The sequence below is a fragment of the Streptomyces sp. LS-MS-L19 genome, from assembly GCF_058382285.1.
Map to the genome: position 1 here is coordinate 3,274,874 of NZ_JBYCLL010000001.1, position 15,376 is coordinate 3,290,249.

10 protein-coding genes are annotated in these 15,376 nt (G+C 70.1%); 3 read left to right on the plus strand and 7 right to left on the minus strand.

All coding sequences use genetic code 11. The features are described from left to right. The first annotated feature begins 78 nt into the window (after nt 1-78). Nucleotides 79-4,209 carry a HAMP domain-containing protein gene (locus AC2XR2_RS14465; RefSeq protein ID WP_491515243.1) on the plus strand — a complete coding sequence of 1,377 codons (4,131 nt, stop codon included), beginning with the start codon at nt 79-81 and terminating at the stop codon, nt 4,207-4,209. Between the two features lie 14 nt (nt 4,210-4,223). Further along, nucleotides 4,224-4,769 carry a response regulator gene (locus tag AC2XR2_RS14470; RefSeq protein ID WP_381300626.1) on the plus strand — a complete coding sequence of 182 codons (546 nt, stop codon included), beginning with the start codon at nt 4,224-4,226 and terminating at the stop codon, nt 4,767-4,769. A gap of 78 nt (nt 4,770-4,847) precedes the next feature. Here AC2XR2_RS14470 and AC2XR2_RS14475 read toward each other — a convergent pair whose 3' ends face one another. Next, complete coding sequence (locus tag AC2XR2_RS14475; protein WP_449352328.1) at nt 4,848-6,722, minus strand: AMP-dependent synthetase/ligase; 1,875 nt, start codon at nt 6,720-6,722, stop codon at nt 4,848-4,850. 236 nt (nt 6,723-6,958) lie between these two features. Further along, nucleotides 6,959-8,827: a translation elongation factor 4 gene (gene lepA / locus AC2XR2_RS14480; protein ID WP_030314689.1), complete on the minus strand. Its 1,869-nt coding sequence runs from the start codon at nt 8,825-8,827 to the stop codon at nt 6,959-6,961. 252 nt (nt 8,828-9,079) lie between these two features. Between lepA and rpsT the strand changes: the two genes are divergently transcribed. Then, complete coding sequence (rpsT, locus tag AC2XR2_RS14485; RefSeq protein WP_123760672.1) at nt 9,080-9,340, plus strand: 30S ribosomal protein S20; 261 nt, start codon at nt 9,080-9,082, stop codon at nt 9,338-9,340. 254 nt (nt 9,341-9,594) lie between these two features. Here the strand turns inward: rpsT and AC2XR2_RS14490 are convergent, their stop codons facing one another. The 5 genes from AC2XR2_RS14490 to AC2XR2_RS14510 all read right to left on the minus strand — a co-directional run bounded on the left by AC2XR2_RS14490 (nt 9,595) and on the right by AC2XR2_RS14510 (nt 15,356). Further along, nucleotides 9,595-9,993, minus strand: a complete 399-nt coding sequence (locus AC2XR2_RS14490; protein WP_491518450.1) for a nuclear transport factor 2 family protein — start codon at nt 9,991-9,993, stop codon at nt 9,595-9,597. A gap of 170 nt (nt 9,994-10,163) precedes the next feature. Beyond that, on the minus strand, nt 10,164-11,153 hold the full coding sequence (gene holA, locus AC2XR2_RS14495) for a DNA polymerase III subunit delta (protein ID WP_491515244.1): 990 nt from the start codon (nt 11,151-11,153) through the stop codon (nt 10,164-10,166). A gap of 304 nt (nt 11,154-11,457) precedes the next feature. After that, nucleotides 11,458-11,703 (minus strand): hypothetical protein, encoded by a 246-nt coding sequence (locus tag AC2XR2_RS14500; RefSeq protein ID WP_330266985.1) that lies wholly within the window; start codon nt 11,701-11,703, stop codon nt 11,458-11,460. 73 nt (nt 11,704-11,776) lie between these two features. Beyond that, the gene (locus tag AC2XR2_RS14505) at nt 11,777-12,631 is read right to left on the minus strand and encodes an arylamine N-acetyltransferase family protein (RefSeq protein WP_491515245.1); all 855 of its coding nucleotides are present in this window, start codon (nt 12,629-12,631) and stop codon (nt 11,777-11,779) included. A gap of 4 nt (nt 12,632-12,635) precedes the next feature. Next, complete coding sequence (locus tag AC2XR2_RS14510) at nt 12,636-15,356, minus strand: ComEC/Rec2 family competence protein (RefSeq protein ID WP_491518451.1); 2,721 nt, start codon at nt 15,354-15,356, stop codon at nt 12,636-12,638. Nucleotides 15,357-15,376 lie beyond the last annotated feature (20 nt).

Here is a 15,376-nt window from a genome sequence, read left to right on the forward strand (position 1 = left end):
GACGATTACGCCTCTCGATGCGGACAGAGTGACAGACTGGCCACGCCCATAAGCGCCGAGTTACCGAAGTGGGCCGCCATGAGTGAGAACAGTGGTACGCCTGTGTTCGAAGAAGGACAGAAAGAAGCCTGGATTCGAGCATCGGACCTACGCCCTCTGCTCGCCGCGATGACCGCTGCCCGGGACGGCGACTTCCGCCGGATGCCGGAGGCAGGCGACGGGATCGTGGCCGAACTGACGGCCATCTTCAATCAACTGGTCGACCGCAACGTCCACTTCACCGGTGAGGTCAACCGGGTGAAGCGGGAGCTGGTGCGGCACGGCCGGCTCGACGAGCGGCTCTCCCCCAGCCCGGGGCAGGGCTCGTGGACCTCCCGGGTCAACGACGTGAACCAGCTGCTCGACGCCCTGGTGGCCCCGGCCGCCAACGCGACCCGGGTCCTGGACGCGGTGGCCGGCGGCGATCTGACCCAGCGCGTCGACCTGCACGACGGCAACCGCCAACTGCGCGGTGATCTACGGCGTCTGGGCCGGGCCGTGAACAAGATGGTCGACCAGCTCTCCCTGTTCACCGGCGAGGTGACCCGGGTGGCCCGCGAGGTCGGCACCGAAGGGCGGCTGGGCGGCCGGGCCAAGGTGACGGGTCTGTCCGGCAGTTGGCGGGATGTGACCGAGGCGGTCAACACCATGGCGTCCCGGCTGACCGCCCAGGTCCGTGACATCGCCCTGGTGACCACGGCGGTGGCCCGCGGCGACCTGACCCGCACGGTCACGGTCGAGGCGACCGGCGAGCTGCTCGAACTGAAGCTGACCGTGAACACGATGGTCGACCAGCTCTCCGCCTTCGCCGACGAGGTGACCCGCGTCGCCCGCGAGGTCGGCACCGAGGGGCAGCTGGGCGGCCGTGCCCAGGTGCGGGGCGTGTCCGGGGTCTGGAAGGACCTCACCGACAACGTCAACTTCATGGCGTCGAACCTGACGTCTCAGGTCCGGAACATCGCCCAGGTGACGACGGCCGTCGCCAACGGCGACCTGTCCCAGAAGATCACCGTGGACGCGCAGGGCGAGATCCTCGAACTGAAGTCGACCATCAACACGATGGTCGACCAGCTCTCCGCCTTCGCCGACGAGGTGACCCGCGTCGCCCGCGAAGTCGGCACCGAGGGCAACCTCGGCGGCCGGGCCCAGGTGCGAGGCGTCTCCGGCGTCTGGAAGGACCTCACCGACAACGTCAACTTCATGGCGGACAACCTGACCTCGCAGGTCCGCAACATCGCTCTCGTCTCAACCGCCGTGGCCCAGGGCGACCTCGGCAAGAAGATCACGGTCGAGGCGAAGGGCGAGATCCTGGAGCTGAAGTCGACCATCAACACCATGGTCGACCAGCTCTCCGCCTTCGCCGACGAGGTCACCCGCGTGGCCCGCGAGGTCGGCACCGAAGGAAACCTCGGCGGTCAGGCGCAGGTGCGGGGCGTGTCTGGCGTCTGGAAGGACCTCACCGACAACGTCAACTTCATGGCCCTGAACCTGACTTCACAGGTGCGGAACATCGCCCAGGTGACGACCGCCGTCGCCAACGGCGATCTGTCGAAGAAGATCACGGTCGACGCCCGCGGCGAGATCCTCGAACTCAAGGACACCGTCAACACGATGGTGGAGCAGCTGCGGGCCTTCGCGGACGAGGTGACCCGCGTGGCCCGCGAGGTCGGCACCGACGGCCGGCTCGGCGGGCGGGCCCAGGTCCTCGGCGTCTCCGGTGTCTGGCGGGATCTGACCGACAACGTCAACTACATGGCCGACAACCTGACGTCGCAGGTCCGGAACATCGCCCAGGTGACGACCGCGGTGGCCAACGGCGACCTGTCCAAGAAGATCGACGTGGACGCGCGCGGCGAGATCCTGGAGCTGAAGACCGCCATCAACACCATGGTCGACACGCTCTCCTCCTTCTCCTCCGAGGTCACCCGCGTGGCCCGCGAGGTCGGCTCCGAGGGCCAACTCGGCGGCCAGGCACGGGTCGAGGGCGTGTACGGCACCTGGAAGCGCCTGACGACCAACGTGAACGAACTCGCCTCCAACCTCACCACCCAGGTCCGCGCGATCGCCGAGGTGGCCTCCGCGGTGGCCCAGGGCGACATGTCCCGCTCGATCACCGTGGAGACACAGGGCGAGGTCGCCGAGCTCAAGGACAACATCAACCTGATGGTGGCCAACCTCCGCGAGACGACCCGCGCCAAGGACTGGCTGGAGTCCAACCTGGCCCGCCTGGCCGCCCTGATGCAGGGCCACCGGGACCTCATGGAGGTCGCCGACCTGATCCTGCGCGAGCTGACCCCGCTGGTGAACGCCCAGTACGGGGCGTTCTTCCTGGCCGACCCGGACGAGGACAGCGCCTCGCTGCGCACTACGGTCCCCGCGAAGGGACTGGCGTTCATCGCGGGCTACGGCTCGGCGCAGGGCGCAACGGTCGACACCGGCGGCATGCCGGTGCACGGGCTGGTCCGGCAGGCGGCCCGGGAGAAGAAGCGGATCCTGGTGGAGGAGGCCCCGCCGGACTACATCAAGATCAACAGCGGGTTGGGCGAGGCGGCCCCGGCCAGCGTGGTGATCATCCCGATCCTCTTCGAGGACAAGCTCCTCGGCGTCATCGAACTCGCCTCCTTCTCCCGCTTCTCCGACGTCCACCTGGCGTTCTTCGACCAGTTCGTGAACACCATCGGCGTCGCCATCAACACCATCATCGCCAACTCCCGCACCGAGTCCCTGCTCGGCGAGTCCCAGCGCCTGGCCATGCAGCTCCAGGAGCGCTCGGACGAACTCCAGATGCAGCAGGCCGAGTTGCAGCGCTCGAACGCCGAACTGGAGGAGAAAGCAGCCCTGTTGGCCACCTCCTCTCAGTACAAGTCGGAGTTCCTGGCGAACATGTCCCACGAGCTGCGCACCCCGCTGAACTCCCTGCTGATCCTGGCCAGGCTGCTCTCCGACAACCCGGACGGCCATCTCTCCGACCAGGAGGTCCAGTTCGCGACGACGATCCACCGCTCGGGCTCCGACCTGCTCCAGCTGATCAACGACATCCTGGACCTGTCGAAGATCGAGGCCGGCCGGATGGACGTACGGCCGAAGAAGCTGCCGCTGATCAAGCTGCTCGACTACGTCCACGCCACCTTCCGCCCACTCACCCTGGACCGGGGGCTCGCCTTCGAGGTGGCGGTCGGCGAGGACGTGCCGCGCGAGATGTACTCCGACGAGCAGCGCCTCCAGCAGATCCTGCGCAACCTGCTCTCCAACGCGATCAAGTTCACCGCCTCCGGCCGGGTCGAACTGCGCGTGAACCGCGTCATGGACCCCGAGCACCGGTACGTCCGGGACAGCGACGACGTGGTCGCCTTCGCCGTCACCGACACCGGCATCGGCATCGCGCGCGAGAAACTCCCGGTGATCTTCGAGGCGTTCCAGCAGGCCGACGGCACCACCAACCGCAAGTACGGCGGCACCGGGCTCGGGCTCTCCATCAGCCGGGAGATCGCGGGCCTGCTGGGCGGCCGTATCGTCGCCGAGAGCGAACCCGGCAAGGGCTCCACGTTCACGCTCTACGTCCCGGTGGTCAGCCCCGGCCACACGGCCACCGGCCCGACCACCGAGGACCGTCTGCTGCCGGCCCCCGAGGACCTGTCCACCGAGCCCTACCCGACCGCCCACGACGCCGAGGACTCCTGGCCCGCGCCCACCAGGCTGGAGGCGTGGAAGTCGGGCCGGGCGGGTCAGGTGCTGTCCGGGCGGCGGGTGCTGATCGTGGACGACGACATCCGCAATGTCTTCGCGCTCACCCATGTGCTGGGCCGGGTCGGCATGCCGGTGCTGTACGCGGAGAACGGCCGCGAGGGCATCGAGACCCTGGAGCGCAACCCGGACGTCGAGCTCGTCCTGATGGACATCATGATGCCGGAGATGGACGGCTACGAGACCATCGCCGCCATCCGCCGCACCGCCCGCTGGGCCGGGCTGCCCATCGTCGCGCTCACCGCGAAGGCGATGCCGGGAGACCGTGAGAAGTCGATCGCGCGCGGTGCCAACGACTACGTACCCAAGCCGGTGGACGTCGACCAGCTCCTGACCGTCGTCTGCGCGCTCCTGGACCCCGAGGGCGCGGAGACGGAGGAGCGGACCGACGCCGAGGAGGCGGTGGTCCCGCCCACCGACGACTGAATGAAGGCAGTCACATGAGCGCTGAGGCAACGACCGACGACCGTGCCGGCATCCTCCTCGTCGACGACATGGAGGACAACCTGATCGCGCTGGAGGCGGTCCTGGGGTCCCTCAACGAACCACTGGTGCGCGCCCGTTCGGGCGAGGAGGCGATGAAGGCCCTGCTCCGCCGCCGGTTCGCCCTGGTCCTCCTGGACGTCCGGATGCCGGGCATGGACGGCTTCGAGACCGCCGCCAACATCAAACGCCTCGACCAGACGAAGGACGTCCCGATCATCTTCCTCACGGGCACGGACGACGACTCGGGGTACGCCTTCCGGGGCTACGCGACGGGGGCGGCCGACTATCTGACCAAGCCGTTCGATCCGTGGGTGCTGCGCGCGAAGGTGAGCGTGTTCCTGGACCTGCACAGGAAGAACCAGCAGCTGGAGCGGCTGCTGGCACGGCAGCGGACGGATTACGAGGAGGTGGCGAGGCAACTGACCGAACTGGAGCCGGAATTGACGGAACCTCAGCAGGTGAGGATCAAAGAACTCCGGCGCCTCCTGGAGAAGCGTTGAGGTGTTTCACCCAGGGGCGCGGGGAACTGCGCGACCAGCCACAACGCACCGCCGGCCGCACACGCTCCCCAGCCCCCCTCACGCCTCCCGAGACCCCGCGTACATCTCCTCGATCAACGCCTTGTACTCCCGCTCCACCACAGGCCGCTTCAGCTTCAGGCTCGGCGTGATCTCCCCGTGCTCCACGTCGAGATCCCGCGGCAGCAACCGGAACTTCTTGATCGTCTGCCACCGCTGAAGCCCCTCGTTGAGCTGCTTCACATACCCCTCGACCAGGGACACCGTGGCCGGCGCGGCGACGACCTCCGCGTACGACTTCCCCTCGAGCCCGTTCTCCTTGGCCCAGTCGAGGATCGACACCTCGTCCAGCGCGATGAGCGCGGTGCAGAAGTTCCGGTCCGCCCCGTGCACCAGGATGTTGGAGACGTACGGGCACACCGCCTTGAACTGCCCCTCGACCTCGGCGGGCGCGATGTACTTGCCGCCGGACGTCTTGATGAGGTCCTTCTTGCGGTCGGTGATCCGCAGGTACCCGTCGGGCGAGAGTTCCCCGATGTCCCCGGTGTGGAACCACCCGTCCGCCTCGAGGACCTCGGCGGTCTTCTCGGGCAGCCCGTGGTAGCCCTCCATGATGCCGGGGCCCCGCAGCAGGATCTCCCCGTCGTCGGCGATGCGGACCTCCGTGCCGGGCAGCGGCTTTCCGACCGTGCCAGTGCGGTAGGCCTCGCCGGGGTTCACGAAGGACGCCGCCGAGGACTCCGTGAGGCCGTAGCCCTCGAGGATGTGGATGCCGGCGCCGGAGAAGAAGTAGCCGATCTCGGGGGCGAGCGCGGCGGAGCCGGAGACACAGGCCCGCAGGTTGCCGCCGAACGCCTCCCGGATCTTCGCGAAGACCAGCGCGTCGGCCACCTTGTGCTTGGCGCTCAGCCCGAAGGGCGCGGACGCGACCCCGGTGCGCCGGAAGTTGTCCTGGGTGACCTTGGCGTACTCGCGGCCCACCTCGGCGGCCCACTGGAAGATCTTGTACTTGGCGCCGCCGCCCGCACGGGCCTTCGCGGCGACCCCGTTGTAGACCTTCTCGAAGATGCGCGGGACGGCCGCCATGTATGTCGGCTGCACAACCGGAAGGTTCTCGATGATCTTGTCGACGCGGCCGTCGACGGCGGTGACGTGACCGACCTCGATCTGCCCCGAGGTGAGCACCTTGCCGAAGACGTGCGCGAGCGGCAGCCACAGGTACTGCACGTCCTCGCCGCTGATCAGGCCGGTCGCCGCGATCGCCTTCGCCATGTAGGCCCAGTTGTCGTGCGGCAGCCGTACACCCTTGGGACGCCCTGTGGTGCCGGAGGTGTAGATCAGGGTCGCGAGCTGGTCCTTGGTGATCGCGCCGACCCGCTCCTTGATCAGGTCGGGGTCCTTCTCCAGGCGGGCGGCGCCCCGGGCCTCCAGCTCGGCGAGGGTGAGCACGAAGTCACTGGTCTCGACGCCCGCAGGGTCGACCACCACGACGTTCGTCAGCGCGGGCAGCTCACCGCGCTTCTCGACGGCCTTGGCGAGCTGGGCCGCGTCCTCCGCGATCAGCACCCGGCTCTCCGAGTCGGAGAGGATGAACGCCGACTCGTCGGCGTTGGTCTGCGGGTAGACCGTGGTCGTGGCGGCGCCGGCGCACATGATGCCGAGGTCCGCGAGGATCCAGTCGAGCCGGGTCGAGGAGGCGAGGGCGACCCGCTGCTCGGGCTGCACGCCCAGCTCGATCAGGCCGGCCGCGATGGCGTGCACCCGCTCCGCGGCCTGCGCCCAGGTGAGCGACTTCCACTCGTCCGGGCCCTCGCCGGAGGCCGCCGGCACCGGGTAGCGGTACGCCTCGGCGTCCGGTGTGCTCGCAACGCGCTCCAGGAAGAGGGTCGCCACACTCGGCGGACGGTTCTCGATCAGTGTCTGTGTGTCGCTCACGACATCCTCCGGGGCCCGCGACAGTGCGGCTGGCTCTCAGGTTTGCGGCTGTTGTTTAACTCGCGAGTAACTATCGAGCAGAGATCAGAGTAAAGCGCGACCGACCCATTGGTAAGGGGCCGCGGCCTGTCACTTCCTACAGAGCGCGACGTTACGCACGCGTAGGGGCCCGCCACGCTTTCGCACGACGGACCCCTTTCCATCCGATTCGACAGGTAACCGGCTGTAACCCGCGGTTACTTCTTGCCCTTGCCCGACCCCGCGCTGTCATCGCTGGAGAGCACGGCGATGAAGGCCTCCTGCGGAACCTCCACGGAACCCACCATCTTCATCCGCTTCTTGCCTTCCTTCTGCTTCTCCAGGAGCTTCCGCTTCCGGGAGATGTCACCGCCGTAGCACTTGGCGAGGACGTCCTTGCGGATGGCGCGGATGGTCTCGCGGGCGATGACCCGGGAGCCGATGGCGGCCTGGATCGGCACCTCGAAGGCCTGCCGCGGGATGAGCTCGCGCAGCTTGGCGACGAGCCGCACCCCGTAGGCGTACGCGGCGTCCTTGTGGGTGATCGCCGAGAAGGCGTCCACCTTGTCGCCGTGCAGCAGGATGTCGACCTTGACCAGGGAGGACGTCTGCTCGCCGGTGGGCTCGTAGTCCAGCGAGGCGTACCCGCGCGTCTTCGACTTCAGCTGGTCGAAGAAGTCGAAGACGATCTCCGCGAGGGGGAGCGTGTAGCGGATCTCGACCCGGTCCTCGGAGAGGTAGTCCATGCCGAGCAGGGTGCCTCGCCGGGTCTGGCACAGCTCCATGATCGAGCCGATGAACTCGGTCGGGGCGAGGATCGTGGCGCGTACGACGGGCTCGTACACCTCGTTGATCTTGCCCTCGGGGAACTCGCTCGGGTTGGTGACGGTGTGCTCGGTGCCGTCCTCCATCACGACCCGGTAGACCACGTTGGGCGCGGTCGCGATCAGGTCGAGCCCGAACTCGCGCTCCAGGCGCTCACGGATCACGTCGAGGTGGAGCAGACCGAGGAAGCCGACGCGGAAGCCGAAGCCGAGGGCCGCGGAGGTCTCCGGCTCGTAGACGAGCGCGGCGTCGTTGAGCTGGAGCTTGTCCAGCGCCTCGCGCAGTTCGGGGTAGTCGGAGCCGTCCAGCGGATACAGGCCGGAGAAGACCATGGGCTTGGGGTCCTTGTACCCGCCCAGGGCTTCCGTGGCCCCCTTCTGCTGGCTGGTGACGGTGTCACCCACCTTGGACTGGCGGACGTCCTTCACGCCGGTGATGAGGTAGCCCACCTCACCGACACCGAGGCCGTCGGCGCCCAGCATCTCGGGCGAGTTGGTCCCGATCTCCAGCAGCTCGTGGGTGGCGCCGGTCGACATCATCTTGATGCGCTCGCGCTTGTTGAGCTGGCCGTCGATGACACGGACGTACGTCACGACACCGCGGTAGGAGTCGTAGACCGAGTCGAAGATCATCGCGCGGGCGGGGGCGTCGGCGACACCGACCGGGGCCGGGACCTCCTTGACGACCCGGTCGAGCAGCGCGTCGACACCGAGCCCGGTCTTGGCGGAGACCTTGAGGACGTCGGACGGGTCGCAGCCGACGAGGTTCGCGAGCTCCTCGGCGAACTTCTCGGGCTGCGCGGCCGGCAGGTCGATCTTGTTGAGCACCGGGATGATCGTGAGGTCGTTCTCCATCGCCAGGTACAGGTTGGCGAGAGTCTGGGCCTCGATCCCCTGGGCGGCGTCCACGAGGAGGACGGTGCCCTCGCACGCGGCGAGCGACCGCGAGACCTCGTAGGTGAAGTCGACGTGCCCCGGGGTGTCGATCATGTTGAGGATGTGCGTGTTGCTCTTGTCGTGGGTCGGGGCCCACGGCAGACGCACCGCCTGCGACTTGATCGTGATTCCGCGCTCACGCTCGATGTCCATGCGGTCGAGGTACTGAGCACGCATCTGGCGCTGCTCGACCACACCGGTCAGCTGGAGCATCCGGTCGGCGAGCGTGGACTTGCCGTGGTCGATGTGCGCGATGATGCAGAAGTTGCGGATCAGAGCCGGGTCGGTACGGCTCGGCTCGGGCACGTGGCTGGGGATCGCGGGCACGCAGGGTCCTGATTCTTGAGGCGTCCGCAGTGTCTGCGGTCTCGGGTCGGATCGATACGTAGCCTCCATGGTCCCACGGGCGGGGACCGGCGACCGGTTTGGGCCACGTGCCGGGCCGCTGGTAGTCTGGGCAGCTGTGTCTCATGCCCTCTCAGCGCGAGGCACGACTCCAAGAAATCACCTGGTACGGGACCCGGCTCTTCCCTCGCGGAATCCTCCTGGCCCCGTGCCTGAACCTGTAGAGGCTCATTCGTGGCGAACATCAAGTCCCAGATCAAGCGGATCAAGACCAACGAGAAGGCCCGGCTGCGCAACAAGGCCGTCAAGTCCTCCCTGAAGACCGCGATCCGCAAGGCCCGCGAGGCCGCTGCCGCGGGTGACGTCGAGAAGGCCACCGAGTACCAGCGCGCTGCTGCGCGTGCGCTCGACAAGGCCGTCTCCAAGGGCGTCATCCACAAGAACCAGGCCGCCAACAAGAAGTCGGCGCTTGCTTCGAAGGTCGCGGCCCTCTAAGCCTGACTCCTTCCTGATCTGACGCCGGAAGGACCCGAGCGGGCCCTCTCTCATCCGCTCCCGACCGGCACCCCAGGAGCCACGCGCGGCCTGCGTTCGCCACGCGGGCGTGGTCTCCGACCAGCTTGAACCGAAGGCCCCGGCACCTCGCCCTTCCCCAGGGCGGGGCAGCCGGGGCCTTCGGCATGTGCGTGTCGGTGCCGGTGTTCCGGTGCCTGTTTTCGGCGCCTGTTTTCGGTGCCTACGGGTGGGTGTCAGTCCGACCAGAACTCGTTGTTCTTGTCGATGTCCGCGACGCACTCGTCGAGATCGGTGACCTTGTCTCCTACGATCCGGAAGACGATGCATCCGGTGTCGTCCAGCCGCCGACCCTTCCTTTCGGCGGTCACCCGGCACATCCCGACGGCGTGCCCCCGCCCGTCGACGGCGATTCCCAGCATCTCGAGCCGCATCGACCCCTGGGTCTCCTGGCCGAGCCGCTGATACATGTCGATGATCGCGTCCTGCCCCTTGAAGTCCCCGGAGAGCGGGTGACTACCGGGCACATGATGCGTCGCGTCCTTCGCGATCAACTCCCGCAGCGTGTCGAGATCCCCGCGACTGAACGCCTCGAACCCCTTACGCACGAGCGCTGCATGCGGATGCTCAGCCATGACGACCGCCACCTCTCCGTTGTCCGGCGATGTTCGGCTGACATGTCCGATTCTCCTCGGGGTCGGCGACAGGGTCCAGCTATGGCGAGAGCCGCGTGCACCCACCCAGGGGCGCGGAGAACCGCGCGACCAGCCCCCACTCACTCGCACCCGATCCCGGATGCTGCTCTCTAGCCCCGCCCCCGGGACCGAGCCGCTCGGGCAATCGCCACCACGGCCTTCTCCAGGGCGTACTCGGGATCATCCCCGCCACCCTTCACCCCGGCGTCCGCCTCGGCCACGGCCCGCAGCGCGACCGCGACCCCGTCCGGCGTCCACCCCCGCATCTGCTGCCGCACCCGGTCGATCTTCCACGGCGGCATCCCCAGCTCCCGCGCGAGATCGGCGGGCCGCCCGCCCCGCGCGGACGACAGCTTCCCGATCGCCCGCACCCCCTGCGCCAACGCACTGGTGATCATGACCGGCGCGACCCCCGTCGCCAGCGACCACCTGAGCGCCTCCAACGCCTCCGCGGCCCGCCCCTCCACGGCCCGGTCGGCGACGGTGAAGCTGGAGGCCTCGGCCCGCCCCGTGTAGTACCGCCCCACGACGGCCTCGTCGATCGTCCCCTCGACATCGGCGGTCAACTGCGACACCGCGGACGCCAGCTCCCGCAGATCACTCCCGATCGCGTCGACGAGCGCCTGGCACGCCTCGGGCGTGGCGGACCGCCCGGTCGCCCGGAACTCCTGCCGCACGAAGGCCAGCCGATCCGCCGGCTTGGTCATCTTCGGACAGGCGACCTCCCGCGCCCCCGCCTTCCGCGCGGCATCGAGCAGTCCCTTGCCCTTGACCCCGCCGGCGTGCAGCAGCACCAGGGTGATCTCCTCGGCGGGCGCCCCGAGATACGCCTTCACGTCCTTGATCGTGTCGGCCGACAGGTCCTGCGCGTTGCGCACGACCACGACCTTGCGCTCCGCGAACAACGACGGGCTGATCAGCTCGGCGAGCGTCCCCGGCTGCAACTGATCCGAGGCCAGGTCCCGCACATCGGTGTCGGCGTCAGCGGCCCGAGCAGCGGCGACCACCTCCTGCACAGCCCGATCAAGCAACAGCTCCTCCTGCCCCACGGCAAGGGTCACCGAAGCGAGCAGGTCCTCATCAGCACTCTTCTTGGCCATCCCGTACAGCATGGCACGCCCCACTGACAGCGAGACGGGGGTGGCGTGATGGCAGGGCTGTAGCTGCGGAGGTGACGTGATGGCAGGGCTGTAGCTCGGGGGGCCTAGCTGTGGGGGCCGTAGCCGCGGACGTGCCGCAGCCGCAGAGGTGCCGTAGCCGACAGCCGTCCCAGCTGCGGGCAGTCGTGCCGCTGGGGCGGCACGGGTGGGCGCAGCGGCACCCGCCCAGCGGCGGCGAGCGAAACCCACCCCCGGCCGGCGCCAACACACCGCACCGCAGCGCCCACACCTCCGGCCGAACAACCTACGGCTCCTCCCGCCACCCCTCCCACTCCCCCGCGAACGCGTCCAGCTCCCCCGGATCCAGCCGCCCCGCCTCGTCCCGGAGCACGACCAGCCACTGCGCGTCCTCCGCATCGTCCTCCCCCGCCAACGCGTCCCGGACCACCTGCGGCTCCTCCACGACCCCGAACCGCTCCCGCAGCGCCTCGACGACCTCCTCCGCGGCATCCCGATCAGGCAGCACCAGCACATGTCTCACATCGCTCACGGAACCATTTTCCAGGTCACCGCCACAGCTACAGCCACAGCCGCCGCCTCTACCGGCGCCGCCCCACGCACCGCTAACCGCCCCGCCCGGGGTTCCGCACAACCGGCACCCGATCCAGCCCAATCCCGAACCGCTCCCGGTACACCCCCAACACCTCCTCGTCCGTCCCCAACTCCCGCTCCTCCCGCTTCCCGTCCGCCGCCGTGACCTTGAGGACCCGCCCGCTGAGCGTGATCCGCCCGCCGTCCTCCGTCACCCTCGAACACACCAGGGACTGGGTGAAGTGCGAGGCGGGCGAGGTGCTGTGCCACCACGCCCCGGCCACGAAGTCACCGAGCACCCGCGGCCGCACCTCCAGCCGGTACTGACGCCTGCCGCCCGCGACGACATCCAGATCCGCGACGTCACCCCCGCCCTTCGCCCCCGCGCCCTCCCCGCCCCGCACGCCCGCCGCGTCGGGCCCCGCCTCGACGATCCGGAAGGTCCCGGCGGGATCCTCCTGCTCGTCCCGCGCCCCGAACGCCAGCGGATAGTGACTGTGCGCCCCGAACCCGACGTCGGCCAGCCACTCGCCCCCGTCCACCGTCCGCACCCGCAGCGCGAGATGGTCGTACGGGATCCCGAGCCGCCCCTCGTCGCCGTACACCCGCCCCGCGAGCAGCGTGACGTCGAAGCCGAGCGCGGCCAGCAAGGCCCCGAACGCCCCGTTCAGTTCGTAGCAGAACCCTCCCCTCCCGGCGCCCACCACCTTTTCCACCAGCCGCTCCTCCTGCAGCACGATCTCCTCGCCGAGGTGGACCGACAGGTTCTCGAAGGGCACGGTCTGCAGATGGCGCAGATGCAGCTCGCGCAGGACCTCCACGGTGGGCCACGCCGGGTGCTGGACTCCCAGGCGGCGGAGATATGCGTCAACCTGTGTGGGATTCATGCCCTCAGTCTCGCGCCACCCAGAGCTCCCCACCGCCCGCACCACGGCTTCTCCCCCCATCCACGTCTCCGCCCGCCTCTCCGGCGTCCGCACCCCCACCCCCTCCGCGCCCTGCGCCGCGGTCGCCACCGGACCCGACGACCGCCAACGCCCCGTCCCGGTCCGTCCGCAGCACCACCGCACCCCCGGCCCGCAGCGCGGCGACCGTACTGGGCGCCGGGTGGCCGTAGGAGTTGCCGGCCCCGACCGAGATGAGCGCCAGCCGCGGGGCGACCCGGCGTATCAGCTCCGGGTCCTGGTAGGCCGACCCGTGGTGGGCGACCTTGAGAACGTCCACCCCGGCCAGCCGTGCCCCCGCCGGTGACCGCAACAGCTCCTGCTGTGCCGGGGGTTCGAGGTCCCCGAGGAGGAGGAAGCGCAGCCCGGCAGAGCGGACGAGCATCGTGACACTGGCGTCGTTCGGCCCGTCCGCCGCCACCGCCGCCGGTCCCGCGGGCGGCCACAGCACCTCCCAGGTCAGCGCCCCCGTACGCCGCTGCTCCCCGGCCGCCGCACGCGTCACCGGAATCCGCCGGGCCGCCGCCTCCCGCCGTACGAACTCGGCCTGGTCCACCGGCTCCCCGAACCCCGTCGTCTCGATCGCCCCCACCGAGCGGCCCCGCAGCACCCCGGGCAGGCCCGCCACGTGGTCGGCGTGGAAGTGGGTCAGGACCACGAGCGGCACCTTGGTGATGCCGAGGGTGCGCAGGCAGTCGTCGACGAGCGCCGGATCGGGTCCGGCGTCCACGACCACGCCCGTGCCCTCGCCCGCCGCCAGCACCGCCGCGTCGCCCTGACCCACATCGCACATCGCCATCCGCCAGCCCGGCGGCGGCCACCCCGTGACCACCCTGGTCAGCGGTGGCGGCTGCACGACCGCCAGCACGAACAGCACCGCGCAGACCGCGCACCACCAGGGGTGCCCGAGCAGTCGTCGCCCGACGAGCAGCACCAGCGCGGTGGCGAGGGCCAGCAGCCCCGCCCCCGTCCAACTGCCTGGCCAGTCCACGCCCCCGCCCGGCAGCGACGCCCCGGTTCGGGCGACCTCCGCGATCCACCCGGCGGGCCAACTCGCGCACCACGCCAGCCCCTTGGCCACCGGCATCGCGAGAGGTGCCGTCGCCAGCGCTGCGAACCCCAGCACCGTCGCCGGTGCGACCGCGAACTCCACGAGCAGATTGCACGGCACCGCCACCAGGCTCACCCGCGCCGACAGCACCGCGACCACCGGCGCGCACAGGGCCTGTGCCGCGGCCGCCGCCGCCAACGCCTCCGCCGGCCTCGGCGGCACCCGGCGCCGCCGCAACGCCAGGCTCCAGCGCGGCGCGAGCGTCAGCAGGGCCCCGGTGGCCAGGACGGAGAGCAGGAAGCCGTAACTGCGGGCCAGCCACGGGTCGTAGAGCACCAGCAGCAGTACGGCCGTCGCCAGCGCCGGGATCAGCGATCTGCGCCGACCGGTCGCGAGGGCGAGCAACGCGACGGCCCCGCAGGCCGCGGCCCGCAGCACACTCGGGTCCGGCCGGCACACGACGACGAACGCCAGCGTGAGCCCACCGCCGAGCAGCGCGGTCGCCCGCAGCGACACCCCCAGCCGGGGTGCCAGTCCCCGTCGCTCGACGAGCTGGGCGAGGCCGGGCGGCCCGATGAGCAGCGCGAGCAGGATCGTGAGGTTGCTGCCGGAGACGGCGAGCGTGTGCGCGAGGTCGGTCTCCTTGAAGGCCTCGTCCAGCTCCGGCGTGATCCGCGAGGTGTCCCCCACGACCAGCCCCGGCAACAGAGCCCGGGCATCCGCCGGCAGTCCCTCGGTGGCCTCCCGCAGCCCCGCCCGCAACCGCCCCGCGAACCGCTGCGCCCCCGACGCCTCCCCCACGACCTCGGGCCCCGCCCGATCCCGCACCCGCAACACGGCCGCGACCCGATCACCCCCGACCATCGCCGGCCCGACCCGCGCGACGACCCGCACCCGCGTACTCGGCAACAACCCGAGCCAGGGCGACCGCGGCGGATCGTCCGCGACCGACGGCGACCCGTGTGCGACCCCTCCGACACCGGAACGCCGAGCACCCCCTTTCCCCGCTTCCGCACGCACATCGATGATCAAGAGCACGGGCGTCCGGGTCACCAACACGGTCCTCCGGCCCGCCCCCTCCCCACTCCCGCCCGCCATCGGGGTCCGCCCCACTACCGGCGTCCGGCCTTCCGCCATCGCCGGCGCCCTCCCGTCCACCGTCTCCAAGCGCCGCACGTCGGCCTTGATGATCACGGCGGTCGGGGTCGTGTGGTCCCCGGTGATCCGGGATCGGGTGAGGCGGGGGTCGGCGGTCAGCTCGACCTCGGCGGTCACCGTGGCGTACTGCCGGGCCAGTTCCGGCACCGGTCCCCGCCGCAGATCCGCCCCGTGCAGCCCGGCTGACACTGCGGCCGCGGCGACACAGAGCAGCACCGCGGCGACCGGCACCCTGGCGCTTCCGCCGATGCCCCGCACCCGGCGCCGGAGTCCGGACAACAGCACGCAGGCGACGACGACACACCCGGCCACCAGCCCCGTGACCCACCCCGCCGGCGCCCCCAGGGCCACCGCTGCCGTCACCCACGCCGCCAGTGCCGAGGGGACCAGGCGCAGATCCGTAGGAGCTTCCTGACGAGGGTGAGCAGCCCCGAGCCGCTTCCCGGAAGCGGCGTGCACGGCGGAGCGTCCCCGCCGCC

Coding starts and splice junctions, on each gene's coding strand:
- AC2XR2_RS14465 (WP_491515243.1), top strand. CDS start 79: ATGAGTGAGAACAGTGGTACGCCTGTGTTCGAAGAAGGACAGAAAGAA.
- AC2XR2_RS14470 (WP_381300626.1), top strand. CDS start 4,224: ATGAGCGCTGAGGCAACGACCGACGACCGTGCCGGCATCCTCCTCGTC.
- AC2XR2_RS14490 (WP_491518450.1), bottom strand. CDS start 9,993: ATGGCTGAGCATCCGCATGCAGCGCTCGTGCGTAAGGGGTTCGAGGCG.
- holA (WP_491515244.1), bottom strand. CDS start 11,153: ATGGCCAAGAAGAGTGCTGATGAGGACCTGCTCGCTTCGGTGACCCTT.
- AC2XR2_RS14505 (WP_491515245.1), bottom strand. CDS start 12,631: ATGAATCCCACACAGGTTGACGCATATCTCCGCCGCCTGGGAGTCCAG.